22 protein-coding genes are annotated in these 23,969 nt (G+C 43.7%); 5 read left to right on the forward strand and 17 right to left on the reverse strand.

Going from position 1 to position 23,969, the window contains the following annotated elements:
* Nucleotides 1-106 precede the first annotated feature (106 nt).
* Nucleotides 107-1,762: an alpha-glucan family phosphorylase gene (glgP, locus tag D0X99_RS00630; protein WP_119475717.1), complete on the reverse strand. Its 1,656-nt coding sequence runs from the start codon at nt 1,760-1,762 to the stop codon at nt 107-109.
* A 244-nt stretch (nt 1,763-2,006) separates the two neighbouring features.
* Nucleotides 2,007-3,671 carry a carboxylesterase/lipase family protein gene (locus D0X99_RS00635; RefSeq protein ID WP_119475718.1) on the reverse strand — a complete coding sequence of 555 codons (1,665 nt, stop codon included), beginning with the start codon at nt 3,669-3,671 and terminating at the stop codon, nt 2,007-2,009.
* A 481-nt stretch (nt 3,672-4,152) separates the two neighbouring features.
* Here D0X99_RS00635 and D0X99_RS00640 point away from each other — a divergent pair, with 481 nt between their 5' ends.
* From D0X99_RS00640 to D0X99_RS00650, 3 genes are all read left to right on the forward strand, one after another.
* The gene (locus tag D0X99_RS00640; RefSeq protein WP_119475719.1) at nt 4,153-6,276 is read left to right on the forward strand and encodes a PQQ-dependent dehydrogenase, methanol/ethanol family; all 2,124 of its coding nucleotides are present in this window, start codon (nt 4,153-4,155) and stop codon (nt 6,274-6,276) included.
* Nucleotides 6,277-6,507: 231 nt separating this feature from the next.
* The gene (locus D0X99_RS00645) at nt 6,508-7,251 is read left to right on the forward strand and encodes a hypothetical protein (protein ID WP_119475720.1); all 744 of its coding nucleotides are present in this window, start codon (nt 6,508-6,510) and stop codon (nt 7,249-7,251) included.
* 41 nt (nt 7,252-7,292) lie between these two features.
* Nucleotides 7,293-8,924, forward strand: coding sequence for a M28 family peptidase (locus tag D0X99_RS00650; protein ID WP_119476360.1), 1,632 nt, complete (start codon nt 7,293-7,295; stop codon nt 8,922-8,924).
* 81 nt (nt 8,925-9,005) lie between these two features.
* Here the strand turns inward: D0X99_RS00650 and D0X99_RS00655 are convergent, their stop codons facing one another.
* Together D0X99_RS00655 and D0X99_RS00660 are read right to left on the reverse strand one after the other, a co-directional pair.
* Nucleotides 9,006-9,524, reverse strand: coding sequence for a nuclear transport factor 2 family protein (locus D0X99_RS00655; protein ID WP_119475721.1), 519 nt, complete (start codon nt 9,522-9,524; stop codon nt 9,006-9,008).
* Nucleotides 9,525-9,653: 129 nt separating this feature from the next.
* Nucleotides 9,654-10,421 carry a hypothetical protein gene (locus D0X99_RS00660; protein WP_147392169.1) on the reverse strand — a complete coding sequence of 256 codons (768 nt, stop codon included), beginning with the start codon at nt 10,419-10,421 and terminating at the stop codon, nt 9,654-9,656.
* A 211-nt stretch (nt 10,422-10,632) separates the two neighbouring features.
* Here D0X99_RS00660 and D0X99_RS00665 point away from each other — a divergent pair, with 211 nt between their 5' ends.
* Together D0X99_RS00665 and D0X99_RS00670 are read left to right on the forward strand one after the other, a co-directional pair.
* Nucleotides 10,633-12,537 (forward strand): tetratricopeptide repeat-containing sensor histidine kinase, encoded by a 1,905-nt coding sequence (locus D0X99_RS00665; protein WP_233553615.1) that lies wholly within the window; start codon nt 10,633-10,635, stop codon nt 12,535-12,537.
* Nucleotides 12,537-13,268, forward strand: a complete 732-nt coding sequence (locus D0X99_RS00670; protein ID WP_119475724.1) for a LytR/AlgR family response regulator transcription factor — start codon at nt 12,537-12,539, stop codon at nt 13,266-13,268. Before D0X99_RS00665 ends, D0X99_RS00670 begins: the two co-directional genes overlap by 1 nt.
* 43 nt (nt 13,269-13,311) lie before the next feature.
* Here the strand turns inward: D0X99_RS00670 and D0X99_RS00675 are convergent, their stop codons facing one another.
* The 13 genes from D0X99_RS00675 to D0X99_RS00730 all read right to left on the reverse strand — a co-directional run bounded on the left by D0X99_RS00675 (nt 13,312) and on the right by D0X99_RS00730 (nt 23,969).
* Nucleotides 13,312-14,115, reverse strand: a complete 804-nt coding sequence (locus D0X99_RS00675; protein WP_119475725.1) for a sterol desaturase family protein — start codon at nt 14,113-14,115, stop codon at nt 13,312-13,314.
* Nucleotides 14,116-14,118: 3 nt separating this feature from the next.
* Entirely contained in the window at nt 14,119-14,376 is a 258-nt protein-coding gene (locus D0X99_RS00680; protein WP_119475726.1) for a hypothetical protein, read from the reverse strand.
* Between the two features lie 9 nt (nt 14,377-14,385).
* Nucleotides 14,386-14,547, reverse strand: coding sequence for a hypothetical protein (locus D0X99_RS20355; protein ID WP_158587664.1), 162 nt, complete (start codon nt 14,545-14,547; stop codon nt 14,386-14,388).
* Between the two features lie 16 nt (nt 14,548-14,563).
* On the reverse strand, nt 14,564-14,869 hold the full coding sequence (locus D0X99_RS00685) for an EthD family reductase (protein ID WP_119475727.1): 306 nt from the start codon (nt 14,867-14,869) through the stop codon (nt 14,564-14,566).
* Nucleotides 14,870-14,957: 88 nt separating this feature from the next.
* Complete coding sequence (locus D0X99_RS00690; protein ID WP_119475728.1) at nt 14,958-15,719, reverse strand: SDR family NAD(P)-dependent oxidoreductase; 762 nt, start codon at nt 15,717-15,719, stop codon at nt 14,958-14,960.
* Between the two features lie 95 nt (nt 15,720-15,814).
* Nucleotides 15,815-16,816 carry a cytochrome C gene (locus tag D0X99_RS00695; protein ID WP_119475729.1) on the reverse strand — a complete coding sequence of 334 codons (1,002 nt, stop codon included), beginning with the start codon at nt 16,814-16,816 and terminating at the stop codon, nt 15,815-15,817.
* A 26-nt stretch (nt 16,817-16,842) separates the two neighbouring features.
* Nucleotides 16,843-17,475, reverse strand: coding sequence for a DUF2306 domain-containing protein (locus D0X99_RS00700; RefSeq protein WP_119475730.1), 633 nt, complete (start codon nt 17,473-17,475; stop codon nt 16,843-16,845).
* Between the two features lie 171 nt (nt 17,476-17,646).
* Entirely contained in the window at nt 17,647-18,585 is a 939-nt protein-coding gene (locus tag D0X99_RS00705; RefSeq protein ID WP_119475731.1) for an NAD-dependent epimerase/dehydratase family protein, read from the reverse strand.
* A gap of 52 nt (nt 18,586-18,637) precedes the next feature.
* Nucleotides 18,638-19,039: a RidA family protein gene (locus D0X99_RS00710; RefSeq protein WP_119475732.1), complete on the reverse strand. Its 402-nt coding sequence runs from the start codon at nt 19,037-19,039 to the stop codon at nt 18,638-18,640.
* Nucleotides 19,040-19,142: 103 nt separating this feature from the next.
* Nucleotides 19,143-19,667, reverse strand: a complete 525-nt coding sequence (locus D0X99_RS00715; RefSeq protein ID WP_119475733.1) for a YybH family protein — start codon at nt 19,665-19,667, stop codon at nt 19,143-19,145.
* 119 nt (nt 19,668-19,786) lie between these two features.
* Entirely contained in the window at nt 19,787-21,097 is a 1,311-nt protein-coding gene (locus D0X99_RS00720) for a DUF418 domain-containing protein (RefSeq protein ID WP_119475734.1), read from the reverse strand.
* A gap of 102 nt (nt 21,098-21,199) precedes the next feature.
* Nucleotides 21,200-22,534 (reverse strand): DUF418 domain-containing protein, encoded by a 1,335-nt coding sequence (locus D0X99_RS00725; RefSeq protein WP_233553616.1) that lies wholly within the window; start codon nt 22,532-22,534, stop codon nt 21,200-21,202.
* A gap of 97 nt (nt 22,535-22,631) precedes the next feature.
* The gene (locus D0X99_RS00730) at nt 22,632-23,969 is read right to left on the reverse strand and encodes a DUF418 domain-containing protein (protein WP_233553617.1); all 1,338 of its coding nucleotides are present in this window, start codon (nt 23,967-23,969) and stop codon (nt 22,632-22,634) included.

Genomic DNA, 23,969 nt, shown 5'->3' on the forward strand with positions numbered 1-23,969 from the left:
CAGGGCATAAGTTAAGAAGAACAAAAACCAGAATTTGACCCGACCAATTGCTTTAAATCAAAAAAGCCCGACTGAACGGGCTTTTTTGATTTAGGATTATTGAGGCTTACTGATACATCAACTCATAGTATTCTTTGACCATTCGGTTACTTTCGAATTCAAAGCGTACATCGTGCATACCTGCCTGGACAATATCTCTCCACTTTCGCTTGTTGCTGTAGTAAATAGGCAGGATTTCATTTTTCAGAATTTCATACAGGTGATCCAGATCCTGATCATCCTGATCCTGAATACTGAGATTGTGATAGTCTGCCTGTGGGACAATAAATGAGTTTTCACCATGGCGGGCAAACTCACAGATCCACCCGTCAAAGGTGCTGAAATTCACTGATCCGTTCATGGCGGCTGTCATTCCACTGGTACCTGACGCTTCTCGAGGCACCCGCGGGTTGTTGAGCCATACGTCTGAGGCTTGCTTAAGGCGTTTGCTAAGCGTCAATTCATAGTCCACACACACGGCGACATTTTTGAATCGCTTGCTCAAGTGCACGAGTGAATTGAATACACTGATGGCTCCATAATCCATCGGGTAGGGTTTGCCAGCCCAGATCATCTGAACGGGCATGGCAGTGTTGCTCATGAGGTCCTCAAATCGCTGCATGTCCTGAGCAATAAGGTCGGGGCGCTTATATGCCGCAAATCGCCTTGCCCAAACAATCGTCAAAACATCCGGGTCCATTAATTTACCGGTTTGGTCGGCCACGATGTCAAATGCTCTTTTCTTCAGGTACCGTTTTCTATCATCAAACCCCGGGTTGTCAGCTTCTTCCATAAATCGATAAAGCTGCTTATCCGCCCAGTATTTCCAATTTTGCGCATTGGTGATGGACTGGATTTCGGGAATGTCGGGGTAATGTCCCCACATCCTGCGGCTGACCTCTCCATGAAGCTTGCTCACGCCGTTGGCCTCTCTGGCAAATCGCAACGCTGCCAAACTGTGATTAAACAAATGCCCATCAATTCCGGTCATTTTATGAACTTCCGGAACTGAGTAGCCATAGAAATAGCTCATTTTGTCGCAGAGGAAAAAGTCGTGCTTTTCGTTTCCTGCTTCCTCCGGAGTATGCGTAGTGAAGACGAGTCTCTTTTTTACCTCCTCTTTGCTTCCAAATTTTTTCATCAGGTAGAAAATACTACTCACGCCGTGGGCTTCATTCAGGTGATAGATCTCCGGATTGAAGTTGAGTTGGTCGACGAGCATGGCTCCGCCGATTCCAAGAATCATCATTTGGGCGATCTTGGCCGCCGTATCTGCATCATATAATCGGTGCGTGATAGTCTGGCTCAAGTAGTCATTTTCCGGCAAGTCGGTACTTAATAGAAAAAGCGGTGCGCTTTTGAATGTATCCGGCGGAAGGTACCAAGCCTTTACCCAGACGGGTTGATTGTGCACAGGCACTTGGAACTTGATCCCGGTATCGACTAAGAAGCTGTAGGTTTTTTCGTACCATTCTGGCTTCAGGGTCTGGTCCTGATTTCGGCCTTGATCGTAGTAGCCGTATTTCCAAAGGATACCGATCCCGATCAGGTTTTGCTTGAGCTCATACGCGCTTCGCAAATGAGAGCCAGACAGGAATCCCAAGCCACCACTGTAAATTTTGAGGGGCTGGTGGATGGCAAATTCCATAGAGAAATAGGCCACTGATTTGGAGTATTCTGGAGTCAGTTCGTAAGGAACTTTATAGTTTCTAAAGTCGGTCATAGTAATAAATCGGTTCGATGACAAAATAGAGTGGGTAAGTTAACAAGGTTTATCCGGACCATAGGGTGAAAATTACTTTTTCCCCAGAAAGGAAGAAATACCCTACACCAAAAAACTATTCGGTCAGTAAGATAAAAATGGTTTTTTATCCTTTTGATAAACCAAAAAAAACAAAGACCTGAAAATCCAAAAAGCAGATGCCTTTTAGGAAATCCAAGTCTTTGAACTACTGACAATTCAAGTTTTAAACTACAGGAAGTGCCATTCTTGCCGCACGATCGGGATCGTTTTTCACTTCACTTACATCATTTAGGACCATAGTTTCTCCATTTTGGGGGGTGAATCTTGGCCAGTTGGGAAGTACTCCAGCATTCGGATTCCCGGTTTTCATAAACGCCAATAAGGAAGACGACATTCTCTCTGAAAGCATTCTCGGACGCTTGCCTCCTCCGGTATGGGTGTACATTCTGTCGGTATTGTCATACCAGAAGCAGATGTCTATGCAGTGAAAAGCCCGCATTCTGCCATTGTAGAGATTGGGCTCCCAACCGAACCAAGCCATGTAGACTGGAGCTTTTTGCTTGGCTTTTGCATTTCCGCAGGAGACTGCGTTGGCTCGGTTTGAGGCTGCCAGAGTCATGATTTCCGCGGGCTTTTTGCCTGGGAAATTTGCTGCGTAAGCTTTATACACTTCTCCGGCTTTGTCTCCAAAACGTTGTTTCATCGCCTCGATTATCTCCGCTTCACCGGCAGCTTCCAACTTTGGATTGGTCCTTGTAGCTCCCCACTCATGGAAGGTGGTGCAGATCATCAGGGGCATTTCGGATTCATGACTGTTTGGGTCGGAGAAAAACTCCCCTTTCGGCACATTTACCCCATCAGCTACTGGACCAAATCCCCCTCTGAATCCAGGTTGAGGAAACTCCTTTCTCATCCGATCCAAGGCCTTGTTCGCAATATCAATGTATTCTCTCCAGGGGATTTCCTGAAGCTTTTCTACTTCTCCTGAAGTCAGTCCAGCTGCTTCAAGCACATATTGCCCCAGCTTTCTACTATACTCCTGGTCGTTTGCTTTCAGCATGCTGCCGCTGAGGGCGACACCCTTATGAACCAACTCTTTTGCGGCAGGCATCGCCATGGTACAAGTGACTTTGGCACCTCCTCCGGATTGTCCCATGATGGTAACATTGCCCGGATCACCGCCAAAGTTTGCAATGTTGTCTCGCACCCAATGAAGCGAAGCGATGATGTCCAACTGGCTCACATTGCCAGAGGCAGCGTATTTTTCTCCACCCACACCGGATAGATCTGTAAACCCAATTGGGCCTAGTCGGTGATTGATGGAGACAAAAACCACGTCTCCTTTTTTTGCGAAGTTTTCTCCATGGTAGCCGTCCTGTTCGATTCCGTTGCCGTTTGTAAATCCTCCACCATGCAACCAAACCATCACCGGACGCTTCTTCCCGTCAGCAATTGCGTTGGTCCAAACGTTGAGTTTTAGACAGTCTTCAGAGACATCGTCATAATTCCAGTGATCGGCAAAAGAAGCGTGGACATTGGCATATCGCCGATCCATGATCTGCGGAGCGGTATTACCCCACCAGATGGTATCCTTGATGCCTTCCCATTTTTCAGGTTTTTGGGGTGGCATAAAGCGGTTTTTGCCTGAAGTATCGGCGCCGTAAGGAACTCCCAGAAAGGTGTAAACGCCGTTTAGCTGATAGCCACGGATTTTTCCAAAACCGGTGTCGGCCACAGCGATATCATCTCCGATTTTTAAATATTGCTCATCATCCGCCTCGGCGGTTGCTTGATGAAGAGGACTTGCACTTGCTGCAAAAGGAACTGCGGCAAGACCTGCTGTTCCCAAGCCGATTTTCTGTAAAAAGTCGCGGCGGTTATTTTTCATGGTTTAATCGGGTTTAATGTCTATTGTCTCAAGTTGTGTAAATAGCTGAAATAATCCTAATGTGCTGATTGGTTTTATTTTAACAAACAGGCAAAGATTTGATCGTTTTTCAAAAAATCCGGGAAGTCATGAAAATTGAGGAATTGAAGCCTTCCCTTTTTTCCTAACTTCTCTAACTATCAGAATGAGTCCAAGCCTCCAACAGTATGAAAAACTGTTCGGCATTACCCTTTGGCTGCTTTTTCTACCGACCTAAGGAGTTAGGCTCATTCCGGATTTCGAGGTGATCAGTCTACCCAAGACGACTTTTGAAGGAAAGGATGCACCGTTTTAATAGATATTTACTCGTTTAATTTATAAGAGCACTTTGGTTCAAAAATGTTGATGACTTTTTCATCTAGATGAAAATTCCTGGGTAAGGGATACATGATTCATAAGGTCGGAATTGCTAACTTATACTTTTACCGCCAACCTCATACTTATGAAAAAACTTACATATGTTTTCCTTTTTGTTTTTTTTCTGGTTTTATCCTGCAAGCAAGAGAAACCAAAAGGTTGGATCGACTACGATCGATTAGCAAATCAGGATTCGAAGGACTGGCTCACACTGGGTGGCAACCAAATGATGCAACATTTTTCTCCGCTAAGTCAAATCAATAAGGAGAATGTTAAAGATCTCGGATTTGCATGGGAATATGATGCCAGTACTTATATCGGCAATGTGCCACGTGGTCTGGAGGCAACTCCAATTGTAGTGGATGGAATCATGTACACTTCCGGCCCATGGGGTGCGGTCTATGCATTGGATGCTAAAACCGGAAAAGAACTCTGGACTTACAAGCCAAAAGTAGATGCCTCCTACGGACGTAGAGCATGCTGTGATGTGGTGAATCGCGGGTTGGCGGTATGGGAAGGTAAAGTATATGTGGGCACACTTGATGGGTATCTCGTAAGCTTGGATGCCGAAAACGGGAAAGAGGTATGGCGTGTGGATACCTTTACCGATCGCACGAAAGCCTATACCATTACCAGTCCGCCACATGTCGCTGGGAATATAGTAATGATCGGAAACTCCGGAGGTGAATATGGGGTGCGTGGCTACGTGACCGCATATGATTTGAAAAGTGGTGAGGAAAAGTGGCGCTTCTGGATCGTGCCCGGAGACCCTGCCAAGGGTCATGAAAGTGAAGAAATGGAAATGGCTGCAAAAACCTGGGACCCCAATTCACAATGGCCCTCTGGCATGGGTGGCACGGTATGGGGCGAATCGGCCTATGATCGCGAACTCAACCTACTTTATATTGGCACGGGCAACTCAACACCCTATCCCATTTGGTTTCGAAGTCCTGCTGGAGGAGATAATTTGTTTCTTTCTTCCATCATCGCAATCAATCCTGACAACGGAAAAATGGCCTGGTACTATCAAACCACGCCCGGTGAAATATGGGACTACACCGCTACTCAAAATATTGTGCTTGCTGATCTGGATATCAATGGAAGTTCAAGAAAGGTGTTGATGATGGCTCCAAAAAACGGCTTTTATTATGTGTTGGATAGAGCCACTGGGGAATTGATCTCTGCCGAGAAATACACAAAAGTAAATTGGGCAAGTCATGTAGACTTGAAAACCGGCAGGCCTGTGTTGACGGAACAAGGTCAGTGGTATGATAAAGAGCCTAAACTCGTGGTGCCTTATCTGGGTGGAGGACATGTGTGGCAGCCCATGGCTTTCAATCCGGTTACAGGCTTGGTCTACATACCCGAACGGTCAGTTCCGCAGGTATTTAAAACTTTTGAGACATATAATTGGCTTCCCGATGTGGACAATACCAACCTGGATTATGCCAACATGTATAAATTCAAAAAAAATGTGGCAAATCAAATTAAAAGCGCTGAGGATACACTGCGGTCAGAAAGTTTGCTGGCCTATGATCCGGTGCAACAAAAAGCTGTTTGGAAATTTACCGAAGGCGGCCCTGATGGTGGAATCATGTCTACGCCGGATTTGGTGTTTCAAGGTACACGTACAGGATATTTGAATGTCCACGATGCAAAGACAGGTGAGAAGCTTAAATCAATTTTCACAGGTGTAGGTATCATGGCGGCACCTACCACTTATACTGTTGACGGCGAACAGTATGTTTCTGTTATGGCTGGGTATGGTGGGGCGGAGACATACGCCTATTTGCCTGATGGGGTAGTCTTTGAATACGAGAATAAAGGCCGGATTCTCACCTTCAAATTAGGTGGTGGCGAAACTCCCCTGCCTCCGAAGAAAAAACCCATTGCTACTCCTGCTCCTCCAAATACTGTAATTAAAACTGAGTTGCTGCAAAAAGGAGCGACTTTGTATGATTTTTACTGCATTACTTGTCATGGAAATTTTGGTGATAATCATTTGTCCCAACATCCCGATCTTTCCAAGATGACTGAGGCCAAACACATGACATTTAATGAAATTGTATTGAAGGGGATTCTTTCAGAAAACGGGATGGCTAATTTCAGTAATTCACTGAGTGAAGAAGATGTGGAAGCAATTCACCACTATTTGTTAAACCAGCAAACAATTTCATTCGAGAAGGAGAAGGGCTCAAAAAATAAGTAAGTCATTCTAAACCCAAACTTCCTTTCTTATTCTGGTTCCCTGTATGCGGACTAAATTAGATTTCAGAGTACAAAAATTTGGGAAATCAACCAGATTGCTACTTTCAAAGAGTATCATAAGCATCTGAAAGTATGGATCAAAACTGACCTTAAGGTTGATCCAGCACGCGCAGGTATATCCGGATATTTCATTCAACAACGGAAAAAAACCGATTTGGAAAAGACGCTAACCATGGCAAAATCCCTTAATCTTAACCTATTTCTTTATCAAAAAAGTGCGATCTATTTGATTGTCTTTTTTGGATTTACCCTGATTGCCTTTTGGAGTAGTTACTATTCTGTTTTGGGTCAGGACATGTCTTTTTATGTCCATTTCCATGGGATTTTCATGACCTTATGGTGTCTGATGCTGATTGCTCAGGCGGTTCTGATCCGGGTAAAAAAGTACCGAATTCATACTGGTGTTGGCAAAGCATCTTACCTGATTTTTCCCATTTTGATCCTTTCCACCATTCTCCTGATTCATGCCACAGTTAGGAAAAGTCCTGAGGTCAATTTGGACACTTACCTCTCTTTAGCCTTGATGCTCAATGCAACCGTTGTGTTGGCGATTATCTACGGTCTTGGGATTTACTTCCAAAAGGACCGCTTTACCCATGCCCGATACATGGTATGTACGATTTTCCCCTTGTTCACTCCGATCACTGACCGGATCATTTTCAACTACATTCCCGGATTGGTGGAGCTTGCACCAAAATTGGAAGGAATTCCTATCGTTCCCTTTTTCGGCTATTTGTTGGCGGATTTACTGGTAATTGGACTGGCATTATGGGATTGGAAAACCCACCGAAGAAAAGATGCCTTTTTGATTGTACTCCTATTATTGCTGATCTATCATGTTTCGCTTTTTACCTTTTATAAAATTCCTGCCTGGCAGGAGTTTTCGGCTTGGTTTTATGGACTTGCTTTGACTTAAATTGCCGGTCAAAAAATTCTCGCGGACAGATGATCCAAAAAATGAAAAAATACTTATTCCTAATCCTGGTTTTTACCTCTTTCCAAGCATTTTCCCAAAAAGTATCCATCCCCGGTTCGGTCAAGCGAGCCATGAACCAAATCGATACCCTTACTATTCGAAACCACATCGCTTACCTGGCTGATGACAAGCTTAAAGGGAGAATGCCCGGTACCGAAGGCTACCAAATGGCGGTAGATTATGTGGTGGATCAGTATAAAAAGATGGGAGTACAGCCCGGTGGAGATCCCGGACAATACACCCAGAAACTGATTTTGAGAAAGTCGGTGGTGAATAATTCAACTGCCCGAGCTTGGATTAAAGACAAAAACGGAAATATGGATTCCTTGGTATTTGCCAAAGACTTCCTTCCTGTTCCCCATCCCATGCTGGCAAAGGCTTCAGGTGAAGGCGCTTTGGTTTTTATGGGATATGGAGTGGATATCCCTGGATTGTACTCTGACTACGAAGGGGTAGATGTCAAAGGAAAAGTAGTCGTCATGGTTACCGGAGTGCCGGATGGTATTCCTGCTTCAACTTTGATTTCACATTTTTCCAGTCCTGGAAATAAGATGAACACTGCATTTGGCAAAGGTGCAGTAGGTGCGATTTTGGTCAATCCTAATCAACCTTTTACCAATACAAATCCAACGCTTCAATCCAATGTAGCCTTAGATCCGAATAAGACTACTGCATACGGCCGTGGCTTTGTCGGCAATCTGGGTTTTGCGCTCAACGGAAGCAAAACCTTACTCACCGGGTTGTTTTTGAATTCCGGGAAAAACCTCAACCAAGTGTTAGCCGACATCAAATCCAGGAAAAATTCATCCTTTGAATTCCCATTTCAATTCTCAGCCAGCTATTCGAATACCCATAGTGAGTTTGAAAGCTACAATGTGGTAGGTTTGATACCCGGATCTGATCCCCAGTTGAAAAATGAATACGTGGTCCATTCTGCCCACTTGGATCACATGGGAATAGGACGGCCTGAAAACGGCGACTCTATTTACAACGGCGCCCATGACAATGCTTCCGGAGTGGCATCCCTGCTGGAGATTGCCCGGATTTATTCCAAAGGGAATGCTAAACCCAAGCGCTCAGTGTTGATCGTGATGGTGACTGCAGAGGAAATGGGCTTGGTCGGATCTTCGTATTTTGCAGCCAATCCTACCGTGCCCAAGTCTTCGATAGTGGCTGATGTGAATACGGATATGCCAACAGTGATTGCTCCTTTACTATCGGTGGTACCATTGGGAGCGGAGCATTCCAGTATTTTGGGCAATGTAAAATTCGCAGCGGATTACCTGGGTTTGGAGATCGAAGCCGATCCCGAGCCTGAGCAAAACCGATTTGTGCGAAGTGATCAGTACAGCTTTGTAGTCAGTGGAATCCCGGCTTTGCACATCAAGTATGGCAACAAGACCAATGTTCCCGGATTTAATCTCGATGCTTTTGTGAAAGAATGGAGAGCAAAATACTACCACCATGCGGCAGATGAAATGGACGGGATATTCAATTTCACGGCAGCCAAAACCTACGTACAACTCAACTTTTTGATCAGCTATTCCATTGCAAATACTCCGGTAAAACCCAGCTGGAACCCGGGCGATTTGTTTGGTTTAGAAAGGAGATAAAAAAATAAACCGGGAAGATTGCTCAATCAAATTAATAATTGAAGCTCTTCCCGGTTAAAAAAAAATTTGTTAGTGGTCTCTTTATTTAGGAATTTCCTCGGCCTCTTTTTCAGCAGCCATCTGCAAGGCCATAGCGTCCAATTGAATCGGAGCATTATTCCAATACCCAAATTCTTTTACAATTTTCCCATTGACAAACTGTGCAGTGATGTGAATCGGGGTCTCGTACGTCTTTCCGGTTGAGGCCATAGTACCTTTCCAAAGTCCCCAATAATTCACCCATGTTTCACCTTTATCGTCGACGACCATTTCAATGGCCTCATTTTCCCGGTCCATGGTATAGGAACTCAATGGCTCCAACTCCATTTTTTGCTGGGCAATGATCTGCTGTATGGTGGATGGATGGGCTTCAGTTACATTGAAATAAATCTTTGCACTGTCAGCATAATGCGATTGGTAGGCATCCCATTCGCCGTTGACATAGTTGCCGATGATGGATTTAATAGTCTCAATTTCGGCTGATTGCTGAGTATAGCGTTGTTTCGTTTCGCAAGCGAAAAGTAGCGAGGCTAGTACACCGATTATTAGGAATTTTTTCATCTTTCTATGATTTTTTAGTGGTCATTCTGGTAACTCGAGGAAGAACTACCATTAGGTACCGGTTGAGTCCCTCTCCATTTAATGACTTAAGTACTTTCTAAACTCTGATTTCCAATTTGCCCCTAATGGTTATTTAACAGGCCTGCTCATGTCCTTATTCATTTTATAATGATAGGTCCAGACATTCTTGAGTGAGGATCTAAATTGAGCTTGAATTGCATCCCTTTTTTCTTTCCCATGCTCTTTTTCGTAGATGTCCCAAATGCTGTCTCTGGTAATATCCATTGCAGCAAAATTCTTGTAGGGGGTCACTACATGGTAATTTGGGCTGTCGGGACCCATAGTCAACCAACTGTACCAATATCCTCTGACAGTTCCTTCTGCCTTTGCCATACTGGCTGAGACTTCTCTTACAGCCGGAAGAAATTTATGGCCATCAGTAAGACTAAGCTCATAGAATCCAACTGAGATCAATTCGTCAGTTGTTGGCGTGTTCTTACTTATTTCAGGAAGCAGTCGGGTGACATGACTGGTGGCCTTTTCGATATGAGGATCAATCATAGCAGTGACCAGAGAATAACATTTGCCGCCAACTGGATCATTTTTGTCCATTTCAGCCCAGTTTGGCATTTCCGAGGCCAACACGTAAACGTTGCCTTCCCCTTGTTGCCTTTGCCAGACTTTCCAGGTCCATTCTCCTTTTTCGGCGATATAGCAAGCTTTCCATGCTTTTACGCCTTCCTGAAATTGGGTATCGTGGCCTGGTTTGATGGTAAATTCCGTCACAGACATGAGAGGGCCCAAAGATTGGGTCTGACCCATAGAGAAAGTTACTAGGACAAAAGAAAAGACAGCACTGAGTACCGCTTTTGTTAGGTTTTTATAAAGCCTTTTCATGAGATTATAGGATTATTTCTTTCCAACTTGACACTAGAAAAATTAGAATGAAAGGGAGATAGGACGAAGTAGGTTGAATCCTTCCCGAAAAGGCCGGTTTACTTTTCGGACACCTCCAACAACAAAAAATTGTATTTCAAAAACTTATATTTCCTTACATTTAGGATACATGAAGCGGATTTGGACACTTCTATTTCTTTTGATATCAACTTTGGCAAACGCCCAGGTTGAAGAAAAGAATGGATTTTTTCAATATCGGGAAGTATTTATAGAAGGTGATGATTTCGGAGAGGAATACCTTGAGGATTTGGCCAAATCACTGACTTTGATCAACCAAGATTCACTCCTGCGAGTCCGTATCCTAAATGATCTGGGCTACTATTACCACACCCGAAATCTGAACAAAGCCCTTCAAATTATAAATCAGGGTTTGGAGGAAGCAACCGAACTAAACAACCGATATTGGCAAGGGCGACTACAGGTTTCCCAGGGAGCAATTTTGCTTCGGATGGAGGAATTGGATCTTGCCGAACTTGTCCTGGAAAACGCTATTACCAAAATTCCGGAAAAAGAAAGCTGGTTGCTTTATACCAACTTGGGGTATGTATTTGAGCGAAGAGGAAATCTTGGAGAAGCATTTGATTATGCTTCCAAAACGCTGAAAATCGGAGAGAAATATCAGGATAAAAAAGCCATAGCCATGGCGTATTCTGATATGAGCAATATATTTTGGAAGCAGGGAAAATTTGATACAGGACTTGATTACGGGCTGAAATCCATCAAATTTTTTGAAGAACGAGGCTTGGACGACCTGGACTATGACTTCACGCTTCATGTTGTGGGAAACAATCTGGTGGCTCTCAACCGTCTCGACGAAGCTCAGAAGTATTTTGAAAAGTCGATCCAAATCGGGGAAAAATACGGTTTTTACAATAATCTAAGCGATAGCTACATCGCACTTTCTGATCTGAATGCACAAAAAGGAAATTTTGAATATTCCCTTTCTTCAGGATTGAAAGCACTTAAATATGCCGAGCTGTTGGAAAATGGATTTATGATTATGCGATCCTATTTATCCCTTGGCAGGGCAAGCAATGCCGCAGGGAATTTTCCGGAAGCAGTGGATTTTTTGAAAAATAGTATTCAAGCTGCAACGCCGTCCTTTGGGGATAAGTACTTTCTGAGTTTGGTATATCTGGAACTGAGTAAAGCGCTTGAAGGAAATAAGCAATTTGACAAAGCATTGGAGGCGACCAGAACCTACGATCAGCTTCGTCAAGAGGTCTTTACCGCTGAGACCAATAACCAGATTTCTAATTTGGAGACGGAAATGGAGCTTTCCCAAAAGGAAAATACCATTAAACTTCAGGAAGCTCAACTTGCAAGAAATCGGATCCTTCAAGTTTCTATTATGATATTATCCGGTTTGTTGCTGGGTTTTCTATTCGTGCTTTATCGGATTTTCCTTCGAAAAAAGAAATACTCCCATTTGTTGGAGAAGAAGAATCTGGAAAAGGAGTTTCTGCTGAAGGAAATTCATCACCGGGTAAAAAACAATCTTGAGACGATTTCAAGCTTGCTTGCCCTGCAGACCTCAAAAATCAAAAACAAAGAATTCCAGGAAATCATGGAAGAAACCCAAAACCGTGTGCACAGTATGGGAATGATCCATAAGCGGCTTTATCAAGGGGAGAATATGAAATCCATCGAAATGAAGGGCTTTTTTGAAAGCCTCGGGAATTACTCGATCGATACTTTTGATGTTCCGAATAAAGTCAAATTTTATACAGAAATGGAACCTTTGGAATTGGACGTAGATTGGGCAATTCCGATTGGGTTAATTGTAAATGAATTAATTTCAAACTCGATAAAGTATGCTTTCCCGGACAACCGGCAAGGAAAAATCTCAGTCAAACTGATTGAAAAAGAAAGTCGTCTTTTGCTGCAAGTTGCTGATAACGGAATAGGGATGCCTGAAAACCCAACTATTCACGGAACAGGTTTTGGCAGCGAATTGATCCGCCTTCTCACCCGCCAATTAGATGGCAAAATGACCCTGTTCAATCAGGCAGGAACAAAAGTTTCATTTGAATTCTTAATGCAAAAAGCCGCCTAATGGAAAAGACCCGAATTCTTATTGTGGAGGATGATATGATCATCGCTGCAAATATCAGCCTACAACTTAGCAATCTTGGCTATGAAGTCACCGGAATTGAGACCAAGGGCGAAGAAGCCGTCCACCATGCCTTGGAAACCAAACCGGATATCATTCTGATGGATATCCAACTAAAGGGGAATTCCAATGGGATCGATACTGCCCATGCCATTCGTAAATACATGGACATTCCCCTCATCTACCTCACCGCAAACGAGGATGATGCTACCTTTCAAAAAGCTAAAGCAACCCACCCCTTCGCATTTATTTCCAAGCCGTTTACCAACCTAAATTTAGAGCGCACCATTGCTTTGGTTGAGGACAAGCTAAAGGAAAAACGACCTATCGTCTCTGTGGAAAACACTTTTGTGGATTCCCAGGATGACCGGATATTTATACGACATCAAAATAAACTGGTCAAGGTGATGTTGGAGGATATTCTGTATGTGGAAGCCGAGCGCAATTATTGCAAAATCACAACGACTACTCAGACCTATTTGATTGTAAGTCCCTTGAACAAGCTTTGCGAAAAAGTGGATCCCAAGCGATTTGTCCGGGTACACCGATCCTATGTGGTCAATTTCGCAAAGCTCGACTCAGTGGCCGAATCTTACGTGGATGTGAAAGGGAAGTTGATTCCCATAGGAAAACAATACAAAGACGATCTGCACAGATTGCTGAATAAAGTTTGAGGCGGATTTAATCAGCAGAAAGTTAACCTCCGATTTTCAACCCTCAATTTTTCCTTTCAATTCTTAAAAATGGACTTTTGATCAAATACCAGAAGGTCTGTTTCTGATCTTCGTCAAATTCCTTCAGCCCTAATTTAATTTGGTCGGCAGGTTTGTATTTGAATGTTCCAAAAATCCGATCCCATAGAATAAAGATATCTGCAAAGTTGGAGTCAGTATGCTGCTGATCCTGATCGTGGTGTAACTTATGCAGATTGGGCGTGGTAATCACAAGGCCTACCGTTCGATCCAGCCATGCAGGAAACCGGAGATTGGAATGCTCAAGTACCAAAAAAGGCGTAAGGACCAGGAAATAAAAGCCGATGACGACCAAATCCAGGCCAAAAATACCTGCAGCGACGATAGGAGCACTTCCAAACCAAAACAATGTCTCAATCGGATGAGCTCTAAAATAGGTGGAAGAATCCATGGTCGTATCACTATGGTGTACCCGATGAAATCTCCAGAGGACTGGTGCTATATGAGAAAAGCGATGAAACCAATAGGTGGACAAATCCAAGACCATAATTCCCAAAATCAACTTAGTCCAAAGGGGAAGGTCAATCAGGTAAAAAAGCCCTATTTCTTCTTGATTAAGCCAATCGATACAGAAAACAGTAACGCTTGCCCAAATCAAATTCCCCAATAAGAAAAGGATCTGGAAGAGGAAACTCTGCAAGAAATGTTGCCCTCGTTTTGAGAAATGAAATTGGGTGTTTAGGAGTTGCTCCAACGTGAAAAACAACGCAATCAACCCGAATGCGATATAATTTATGTCAATGGAGAGGAGGTATTCCAGAGTATTCATTTTTCAGGTCAGGATTAAGATGCTTTCGAAGTTTTTTTGGACATACTGGTAGGAGGGAACAGAGAAGTTAGGGTTTTTTTTGAGCTCCGTACTGATGATATGAATCATTTTGTCTCCGACATTTTCTAAAGAATGTGGGGCTAATGGTTTGGTCCAAAGAGAGATTCCGTTTCGGTCTGTGGCAGGCAGATTTCGGGAAGTAGCGTAAATATTTCCATCGGCATCATACCTGATGAAGTCTGACCAAGAGATGATGTACAAGGATGCCGGCTATTGATGGGTATGAATGGCCGTGATTTCGCCGGGGAAAATGATGGTTTCCAGAACCCGGACAAATTCATTCTCAAGCAATAAAGTATGGTGCTTGGGATCGGCTGCCAATGCGTCCAGCTTTTCCGGCCATGGCCAATCTTTTGGGGATTTATTTTCCATTACCAGTTTTCAGTATTTATAAATCCACCGCTCCTACCAACACAGTAACCCCTCCCGTTGCAAAATTTGCCAGATCGGCCGATGTTGCCGTCCCCTCAGGTGAGCCCATGGCTTTTTGAAGTTCTTCCGGACTGTTAAAATACAGTTCTGCCAGTCGGTAATAATTAGCATTGCTTCCATCCGGGTTAGGAAAAAACTTGGTGGTTTCGGCCTTGACGATTCCCTTGATGGTGGCAACCAAAGGCATATGTGTGCTGGAATAATAGGCCTCAAATGCTGCCGGGTCAACGGGGTGACCATAGAGAACGGTTAGTTTGATCATAAGATTTTGGGGTTAGTTTTTATTCTTTCCAATTTTTAAAGCCTTTAAGGGCTTCAATATTTTTCTGAAAATCTATTCCCTACTACAATTAAATTGTAAGTGTAAATCCTCCATCTGGCGTAATGGTAGTCCCGGTGATATAGCTTGCTTCTTCAGAGCAAAGAAAAGCAATGGTTTTGGCTATTTCCTCCGCACGACCTGCACGCCTGAGGTGTACATTTGGAATTGCATATTGGTCATAAACCGCATCTCCGACAATACCTCTCAGTCTCCGGTGCATGGGAGTATCTATAATACCAGGACAAACCAAGTTGACTCGGATACCATTTGGTGCCAATTCCGCTGAAACACTGCTTGTCAATCCGATAAGAGCATGTTTTGAACTTACATATGCTGAACCAGTAGGGAACCCGAGAAAGGAATTGACAGACCCAATATTGACTATCGCCCCGCCTTGCTTTGCAGCGAGCATTGCCTTTGCCTGATATTTCAGGCAGAGAAAAACCCCCTTTAAATTGATGTCCAGAACACGATCCCATTCTTCTTCCGATAAATCCACAATTGGTGAAAATTCTCCTTCAATCCCCGCATTGTTTACTGCAAAATCCAATTTCCCAAACTCCTGAAGGGTATGGTCGACCATTTTCTCCACATCTCCGGACTTTGACATATCTGCCACTACGGCACTTGCCTTGCCTCCACGACTCCTGATTTCATTTACTAATTCATCAAGTTCATCGCCCCGCCTTGCAGCGACCACCACACTGGCACCTTTTGCAGAAAATAATTCGGCAGTTGCTCTTCCTATTCCGCTGCTTGCCCCTGTGATTAATGCTACTTTATCTTTCATTGCTTGTTAATTTTTTGTCCTGATAATTTGATTGATTCTCCCGCAATTGGAAGATTATGGGTATGGTCACTGATTATGGGATTTAATTAAAGTGATTACTTTTTGAACATCAATTCTCCCGGGTCATTCTCTATAGGTTCAAGACTGTGGAGGTAGAGATAAAGTGCTTCTAAGTCCTGATCTGACATTCTTGAAAAGGGACCCCAATGCATTGGAGAAATCTTTATTTGTCTTCCCTTTCGGAACCTCTCTTTCCATTCCTCCACATTCTTGAATTTGGAAAGTGCACTGTTTGGGTGAGGGGTGATGTTTGGCGAGCGCATCCACAGTTCGGGATCTTCACCCACTGCGAGGTGCATTTCCGGCCAAGGCTCAAACTCCATACCTCCTGCGAATTCCGGCCCAATCGCCTCAAAAGTTGTCAAATCTCTATTGGTATGGCAGCCTACACAATTTGCTACATACCTTGCGATATATTCTCCTCTTACAATACTGGCTTCCATAGGAGGAGCAAGGGGTGGAGGATTTGGGGTTTCAATAGGCTTAAATGCTGAGGAAAAAACCCGAACAGCTTTGCCCATAAAAGTCCATTGGTTATCCGGAATCTCGTTTTGAATAGGCTCCATACTTCTCAGATAGGAAACAACTGCGATTAGGTCTTCATCTGCCATATCCCAAAAGGGCATGAGCAACCCAATGCTTGCTGTGCCATCCGGTTTTACAGCATGGCGCATCATCCTAAACAATTGCCCGTCAGAATATCTGCCGATGCCAGTGCTCGGGTCAGGAGTCAAATTTCTGGTAAACAAACTGCCCAATGGCCCCATGGCAAACTCAACCCCTCCTCTGAGCGGAATTTCCTTCCCATTGTCAGCGGCAATATATTCTTCCATACTGGCTACGTGACAGTTGGAACAATGAGCTGGTCCATACACCAGGTATTTTCCTCTGGCCAGGACGGTGGAGTCTGTACTTACCTGAAGATCGGGATAAGGAATGTCGTAGACTTTGTTCCAGTTCAGTTGGACATAAACTACAAACCCTCCAATGACTACCACTAGAAGAGCCAGGATTCCGAGGATGATTTTCTTCGCCATGGGTTGAATGTTTAGGTGTATGAATATTATTTTTTATTCCATTGCAGGATGATCTCGGTAAAAAACAGCGGGATAACCCAGGAAATCCAGATCAATGTCGGGCCTACTTCTGAAAATTTTCCGAATTCATGGATCCAATCCATTCCATTTAACCACCGGAAAATCACAAAAGCAAACGTGACCACATAGCTTCGGATCATCCATTCTTTGTGAAGATTGACGCGCCTCAGCAGGATAAACCGTAAAGCCATTCCCGAAGTAAAAAACCAGGCCGTCGCAAGCATCAATAAGGCAAGTGCCCAAGTCGAATGAACGGCAATCCCGGTAGTCAAAGCGAGCGTAACCGAACTTATGGTTCCGATTAAAATTCCGGTAAGATAAAGCCTGCCCATCCATCGATGAACCTTCAGGTACCTATTGCGGAATCCAGCCCAAAACTGAAAAGGACCCAAAACCAGCGCAATCAATCCTCCGGAAATATGACCGATCAATGGCCACTTCATCCGCCAGAATCTACCAAAAACTTCCTCTTCCAATCCGAAGTAGGGCAAGGCATCATTCAGGACAAATCTTCCTGCAAAAGCAACCACAAAAATCCAGAATGCTAAGGTAAGCCAGGATTTGGTGTTGGATGGGGCAAGGGTTAGGTTTTGATTCATCTGTTCATAATTTGTTTTTCATTGGTCAGATGTCCTGTCCCAAACCTGTCTGCCTCAGGCAGGCTTGTTTCGGGAGAATTCCCTGAATAATCATCCCCTGGGTAAGAAGTATTTCACATGGGCGTTTCATAGGGAAAAAGGAGCTTTATTATCTTTTAGGTCAAGAAGTTTTTATTCTGAATATTCCTTTAATGAATCTTTTGCGGGCTTAAAGCTGATACCCAGTTCCCTTTTCGCCAATGAATTGGTGTAGACTATTTTTCCATCACTGTTTGCCTCCTGACCGTTTAGCATGCTGTGAATAGCAGAAACAGGAAAGGTCTCACTGCTCAGCAAGTAATCTTTTCCATGGAGGCGGTTAGTAGTAGCAGCCTGAAATATGGCTTCGGCAACATCCTCGACATCGACCAGGGCAAATTCAATGTCATGGTCGTAGAACATCTGGAAGAATGCATCCGGAGCAATCTTGTTTTTGAAGAGAAATTGGATACCTGTAGAAGTGGAATCTTCTCTTCCGGAAAGGGATTTGCCGACTACCATTACAGGAGAGACCGTGGTGATTTCAAATTTCAAATCCGGATGATTTTCAACGAATTTTTCCACTGCCCGCTGTGCAAGAAATTTTGCCTGTGCATAGGGGTGACTTTCTTCTCCATAAAAGGGAGTATCGCTCTCGCTGAAAGTTTCGCCAGATGCTTTGTTTCCTGCAGGAAGTGGAAAGTTGGTGTTCCTCGCTGCCACGGAGGCAATAAAAACCACCTTTTCAATTCCTGTTGCGTTTTGGATCATGGAAAGAAATGTTTCAGTTCCTCTGACTGTAGGATCAAAGAGTTCGCTCTGAGGGTCCTTGACTGCCAATTGAAAAGGAGTGCCCCCATGAATGACAATCGAGCAACCCTTCAAAAATTCCTGAAGCTCATCCTGATTTCTTACATCCAGCTGTACGATCTCAAGGTTTAACGAATTGGGAAGTTTTTTCAGGTGTTGATATTTGCTTTCATTGGAAAGGTCAGTGGTCGATACGCGCACCTTGAATCCTTCTTCTAAAAATATTCTTGTTACATGGCTTCCAATAAATCCTGCCCCGCCAATGATTCCTACTTTTTTCATTTTATATGATTTAACTATTCAGTTTTTAATTTTTTGAATTGCATTTTTTTCCTTAATCCTGCATTACATGCACTTCCAGCTCGATCTCCAGTAAAAACTCGGGCAAGGCCAAGCCTTTGACTTCCAACCAAGATCCAGTTGGAAACTGCTTGGTATAGATGGAATTTCTATAGCCTGCATGTTCTAAAAAAGCCGGCATATCTGTGGTAAACACATTTTCTACCACCACATCGTCAATGGTGCAGCCATAATGCTTCAGCACTTTATCCAGATCAGAATAGCAGTTCTTCATCTGCTGAAGAAAATCACCCACTGCAGTGGGTCCGCCTTCATCATCCATGCTGACTGCCCCGGATACTTTGATACTGTTTCCAATCTTGACTGCATGGGAATACCCGTAGGCCTTTTCAACCTCAGGTCTGAGGCAGAAGTATTCGGGCTTTTCTGATTTCATGTTTCTAAGTTTTATAGTTTCCAAAAAAATAAATTGGAGACTGAGGAGACATTGTACAAAGGCTCCTCAGTTCCAGAATGAAGAGGGAAATGAGGGGAGGAACTTACTTTTCCTTAGAGTCACTATTGCTGATATCTCTTACGCAGAGGTATTTTCCGTCACGCTTTTCCCAGATTGCCATATACTTACCGGAGGAAATTACTTTGCCGGAAGCATCCACTCGAGTGGTTTTACCCACTTCAGTGACGGTGTTTTCATCACCAAAAACATCTAAAACCTCATAAGAAACAGTAGATCCTGCAGGTTTGGATGCCATGCCCGCCTCAAGTTCCTTTTGAATGGCAGCTTTACCCACAGCCATTGGAGCCCCGCTTCCCATACTCACAGCATCGTCAGTATAGAAAGCAAGCAAGGCCGCGACATCGCCGGCATTATCAGCAGCACCCCAGGCAGTTTCCAGAGCCTGGATTTCAGCTTTGATTGCAGACATGTCCGGAGAAGCGGCTACCGGTGGCGCCATTTCTTCCGGAGCGGCCGCCTCTTCGGGAGCGGGGGAGCTGCAGGCAACACTAAAAAGAGAAAAAGCGATACAGGCGATCGCTATACGGAAATAGGTTGGATTGTTCATTTTTTTGGTTGTTTAGTGCTTACTCTAATCGGTTTTCGGCTTACCCGTTTTTTTTTATTTGATCGATATAATTTCCATCTCTCAACCATCCTGAATTCTTATCGGTAAATGGTTGAAACTCACACATGCAATTCCTTTCTGATTGGATATACTTTCCGATAGCTCAGGTTCCTCCAGAGCCACTCCATTGGGCCATATTGGAAATAGGTGAGCCAGATCGGACTGAGGATCAATTGGAAAATCCAGATGGAGAAGACTACAAAAAGGAGTTCGTAGCGCTCCAGTTTATTGAAAAGGCCAAATCCTACCCCCGTAAAGACGATCATGCAAATGACAGAGTGCATTAGATAATTGGTGAGAGCCATTTTCCCGACCGAGGCAAGTCCTGATTTCAGCCAATTCAAAAAATTGGATTTACAGAAAATCATAATCATGCCGACATGGCCCATGGCTATAAATAGGCGACCCCAATAGTATGTGACTTCAGACCTTTGGAAGGATAGAAAGGAGAAGTTATCATCCAAGATTATTTTCAGTTCATAGTAGTTGATAGCTAAACCAACTGCGTAGCCTATCAGAACCATCAGCCCATAGAATTTGAAGGATTTTTCTGCCGAAAGCACATTCCAACGAAACAAGGCAATGCCGATCAGCATCATGCTCAAGACATCCCAGAGGTCTTGTCGGTAGGGCCAAACCGTATCAAATTCAAAATTGGTTGGGGCTAGGTGAGCTACTACTCCGAAGTATCCCTGATTCATTTTTGCGGTGTACTCAACAGCGGCTTCTTCGGATCTTTTTGATAGTCTATTCTCCCATTCGGATTTGGCTTCCTTCAGTTCTTTGGTTAATTCCTTGCCTTCTGCCTTGTAGGTTTCAGCCACGGCTACATTCTCAACGAGTTTCTCGGCCCCTTTATAATCGAAATAATTCCAGGTGGTGCCGATACAGAATAGGATGACGGCTGTCAGGATTAATTTTTTGGGATTCATTTGTCTGAAGGAATAAATCAAAAATCCCATCAGGGCATACTGGTAAAGAATCTCCCCAACCCAGAGTAATAGGTATCCGTGGATCAAGCCAAAAACCAATAACCAGGTGATTCGCCTGAAATAGATGTCAGCAGCATTTACACCGGCTCCTTTTTTCACCAACCGGTCCAGAAAAATGAACATTCCCACACCAAAAAGCAGTGAAAAAAGCGCCCGCATCGTCCCTTCAAAAAACAGGTTAGTAGTCATCCAAGTGGCTAAATTCAATCCTGTAAAGCCCCCGGATATTGTGGGGTCTGAATAAGACCGAAACAAACCATAGCCATTAATATTCATGAGCAGAATTCCGAATAAAACAATCCCGCGCATGACATCGAGGGATTGGATTCGCTCGGAAATTTCAACTGGAGCTAGTTGAGGAGATGAAATCTGCGTCATAGTTTCGGCTAGTATTTATTTGGAAAAGGGATGTTATTTTATTTTAAGGAGAGAAAGCCGGATCTGGTTAGTAAGGAAGGATGCCCGGAAACACTTTTCCTCCTATTCTTTTTGAAGAGCGACAAGAGTGACGGGAAATTCCTTTCTGATGGGATGCACCTTTTGATAGCTGAGGTTTCTCCAAAGCCATTCCATCGGGCCATAATCAAAATAGCGGAGCCAGATCGGACTGAGGATCAACTGGAAAATCCAGATCGAAAAGACCACATACAGCAATTCATAGCGTTGGAGCTTTCCGAATAATCCAAACCCAACTCCGGTAAAGACTACCATGCAGATCAGGGAGTGCATGATGTAATTGGTCAGAGCCATTTTCCCAACTGCAGAAAGGCTGGATTTTAACCAAATCAAAATGTTGGATTTACAGAAAATCATGATCAATCCAATATGGCCCATCGACACGAAAAATCTACCCCAGTAATAGGTAATGTTGGACTCACTGAAGGATAGCGGGGAGAATTTAGCATCCAAAATCAGCTGCATTTCATAATAGTTGATCGCAATGCCAATCGGATAGCCAATGCCTACGAAAATCCAATAAATTGAGAAAGGCTTTTCTCCTGAAAGTAATCCCCATTTGAATAGTGCTATCCCGATCAACATCATACTCAAGACATCCCAAATGTCTTCTCGATAGGGTGCTTTTGTATTGAAATCAAAATTGATTGGCGCAAGGTGTTTGACTACTGAAAAATACCCCTTTTGCATTTCCTCGGTATACCCAGCCATCATTTCAGGGGAGGTTTCGGCCAATCTTTTTTCCCAAGAATCTTTAGCTTCCTTCAATTCTTTCGAAGGTTCTTGACCTGCTGCAATTGCAACTTCAGCTTCCTGCACTTTGGTATACCATTCGAGATCTTTTTGGTAGTCGAAGTAATACCATGCGGTTCCAATACTTAAAAGTAGAAGACCTGTCAGCATCAATTTTTTTGGGACCATTCGCCTGAAAGAATAAACCAAAAATCCCATCAGAGCATAATCGTAAAGAATCTCACCCACCCACAGCAATAAGTACCCATGAATTAATCCGAAAACCAACAGCCAAGTAATCCGTCGGAAATAGATGTCGGCGGCATTGATTCCTGCTCCTTTTTTCATCAATCGATCCAGAAAAATAAACATGCCCACACCAAAAAGCAGGGAGAACAATGCCCGCATCGTTCCCTCAAAAAACAGGTTGGAAACCATCCAGGTGTAAAGGTTCAATCCCGTATCACCTCCCAAGACAGAAGGGTTATTATAACCGAAAGCAAGTCCAAATCCGTTAATGTTCATGATCAAAATGCCGAAAAGGACGATGCCCCGCATCACATCCAAAGATTGGATTCGCTCGGATTCCTGAAGAGGCGTGAACTGTGGAGAAGAAATTTGCGTCATAGTTTCGGCTAGTATTTATCAGGAAAAGGGGTGGTTTTCTTTTAAAAAAGAATATGCCGGATTTGGATAGTAAGGATCCCCGGAAACATCTCTTATCCTATTCTTTTTGAAGAGCTACAAGAGTGACGGGAAATTCCTTTCTGATGGGATGCACCTTTTGATAGCTGAGGTTTCTCCAGAGCCATTCCATCGGGCCATAATGAAAATAGCGGAGCCAGATCGGACTGAGGATCAATTGGAAAATCCAGATCGAAAAGACCACATACAGCAATTCATAGCGTTGGAGCTTTCCGAATAATCCAAACCCAACTCCGGTAAAGACTACCATGCAGATCAGGGAGTGCATGATGTAATTGGTCAGAGCCATTTTTCCTACCGCAGAAAGGCTGGTTTTTAACCAAATCAAAATGTTGGATTTACAGAAAATCATGATCAGTCCAATATGGCCCATACAAGTAAAGATCCTTCCAAAACCATAGGTAAGATTGGATTTAGTTATCGCGACAGGAGAGAACTGACCATCTAAAACGGTTCGGAGTTCGTAGTAATTGATTGATAAACCGATCAGGTATCCGATTGCAGCCATGCCTGCATAGAAGCCAAAGGATTTTTCCGCAGAAAGGATGTTCCACCTGAACAAGGCTATCCCGATCAGCATCATGCTGAGAATATCCCAAAGCCCGTATCTGTAAGACATAAATTGATCGTAATGGGAATTGATCGGTGCTAAAAATGCAACCACATCAAAATAGCCTTTCTGCATGGAAGAGTTGAATTCTCCAATTGCTTCAGGAGACCGTTCTTCCTGCATCTTTTCCCAAGCATTTTGAGATTCTTTCAGCTCTTTGGTCAGATCTTTATTTTCCGCCTTGAAGGAATCTATCAGGGCTACATCTTCAGCCAGTTTCTGACTTTTGATATAATCCGAATAGTTCCAAACAGACCCTGCTAACACCAAAACTGTAGCTGCCAGGATCAATTTCTTTGGAGCCATATTTCTAAAGGAGTACACCAGAAAGCCCATCAGCGCATAATCGTAAAGAATCTCTCCTGTCCAAAGCAGCAGATATCCGTGAATCAGTCCAAAAACAAGAAGCCATGTGAGTCTCCGAAAGAATATATCTGCCGCCTTGATTCCTGCTCCCCGCTTGGTTAACCTGTCCAGAAAAATGAACATCCCCACTCCGAAAAGAAGGGAAAACAATCCGCGCATGGTGCCCTCAAAAAACATATTGGTGGCAATCCAGGTGTACAGATTCCATCCGGTGAACCCTCCTGCAACAGTGGGGTCATTGTAAGCACCAGCAAGTCCGAACATGTTGATGTTCATCAGTAGAATTCCAAAAAGAACAATTCCTCTCATGACATCAAGGGACTGAATTCGCTCGGATTCCTGAAGAGGAGCTAACGAGGCTGGGGAGGTATGTATATCCAT

This window comes from Algoriphagus lacus (genome assembly GCF_003583985.1).
Taxonomy (GTDB): Bacteria; Bacteroidota; Bacteroidia; order Cytophagales; family Cyclobacteriaceae; genus Algoriphagus; species Algoriphagus lacus.

What these genes read in the sequence shown, in the direction of transcription:
- glgP (WP_119475717.1), bottom strand. Translation starts at nt 1,762, where the DNA reads ATGACCGACTTTAGAAACTATAAAGTTCCTTACGAACTGACTCCAGAA.
- D0X99_RS00635 (WP_119475718.1), bottom strand. Translation starts at nt 3,671, where the DNA reads ATGAAAAATAACCGCCGCGACTTTTTACAGAAAATCGGCTTGGGAACA.
- D0X99_RS00640 (WP_119475719.1), top strand. Translation starts at nt 4,153, where the DNA reads ATGAAAAAACTTACATATGTTTTCCTTTTTGTTTTTTTTCTGGTTTTA.
- D0X99_RS00645 (WP_119475720.1), top strand. Translation starts at nt 6,508, where the DNA reads ATGGCAAAATCCCTTAATCTTAACCTATTTCTTTATCAAAAAAGTGCG.
- D0X99_RS00650 (WP_119476360.1), top strand. Translation starts at nt 7,293, where the DNA reads ATGAAAAAATACTTATTCCTAATCCTGGTTTTTACCTCTTTCCAAGCA.
- D0X99_RS00655 (WP_119475721.1), bottom strand. Translation starts at nt 9,524, where the DNA reads ATGAAAAAATTCCTAATAATCGGTGTACTAGCCTCGCTACTTTTCGCT.
- D0X99_RS00660 (WP_147392169.1), bottom strand. Translation starts at nt 10,421, where the DNA reads ATGAAAAGGCTTTATAAAAACCTAACAAAAGCGGTACTCAGTGCTGTC.
- D0X99_RS00670 (WP_119475724.1), top strand. Translation starts at nt 12,537, where the DNA reads ATGGAAAAGACCCGAATTCTTATTGTGGAGGATGATATGATCATCGCT.
- D0X99_RS00675 (WP_119475725.1), bottom strand. Translation starts at nt 14,115, where the DNA reads ATGAATACTCTGGAATACCTCCTCTCCATTGACATAAATTATATCGCA.
- D0X99_RS20355 (WP_158587664.1), bottom strand. Translation starts at nt 14,547, where the DNA reads ATGGAAAATAAATCCCCAAAAGATTGGCCATGGCCGGAAAAGCTGGAC.
- D0X99_RS00685 (WP_119475727.1), bottom strand. Translation starts at nt 14,869, where the DNA reads ATGATCAAACTAACCGTTCTCTATGGTCACCCCGTTGACCCGGCAGCA.
- D0X99_RS00690 (WP_119475728.1), bottom strand. Translation starts at nt 15,719, where the DNA reads ATGAAAGATAAAGTAGCATTAATCACAGGGGCAAGCAGCGGAATAGGA.
- D0X99_RS00695 (WP_119475729.1), bottom strand. Translation starts at nt 16,816, where the DNA reads ATGGCGAAGAAAATCATCCTCGGAATCCTGGCTCTTCTAGTGGTAGTC.
- D0X99_RS00700 (WP_119475730.1), bottom strand. Translation starts at nt 17,475, where the DNA reads ATGAATCAAAACCTAACCCTTGCCCCATCCAACACCAAATCCTGGCTT.
- D0X99_RS00705 (WP_119475731.1), bottom strand. Translation starts at nt 18,585, where the DNA reads ATGAAAAAAGTAGGAATCATTGGCGGGGCAGGATTTATTGGAAGCCAT.
- D0X99_RS00710 (WP_119475732.1), bottom strand. Translation starts at nt 19,039, where the DNA reads ATGAAATCAGAAAAGCCCGAATACTTCTGCCTCAGACCTGAGGTTGAA.
- D0X99_RS00715 (WP_119475733.1), bottom strand. Translation starts at nt 19,667, where the DNA reads ATGAACAATCCAACCTATTTCCGTATAGCGATCGCCTGTATCGCTTTT.
- D0X99_RS00720 (WP_119475734.1), bottom strand. Translation starts at nt 21,097, where the DNA reads ATGACGCAGATTTCATCTCCTCAACTAGCTCCAGTTGAAATTTCCGAG.
- D0X99_RS00725 (WP_233553616.1), bottom strand. Translation starts at nt 22,534, where the DNA reads ATGACGCAAATTTCTTCTCCACAGTTCACGCCTCTTCAGGAATCCGAG.
- D0X99_RS00730 (WP_233553617.1), bottom strand. Translation starts at nt 23,969, where the DNA reads ATGGATATACATACCTCCCCAGCCTCGTTAGCTCCTCTTCAGGAATCC.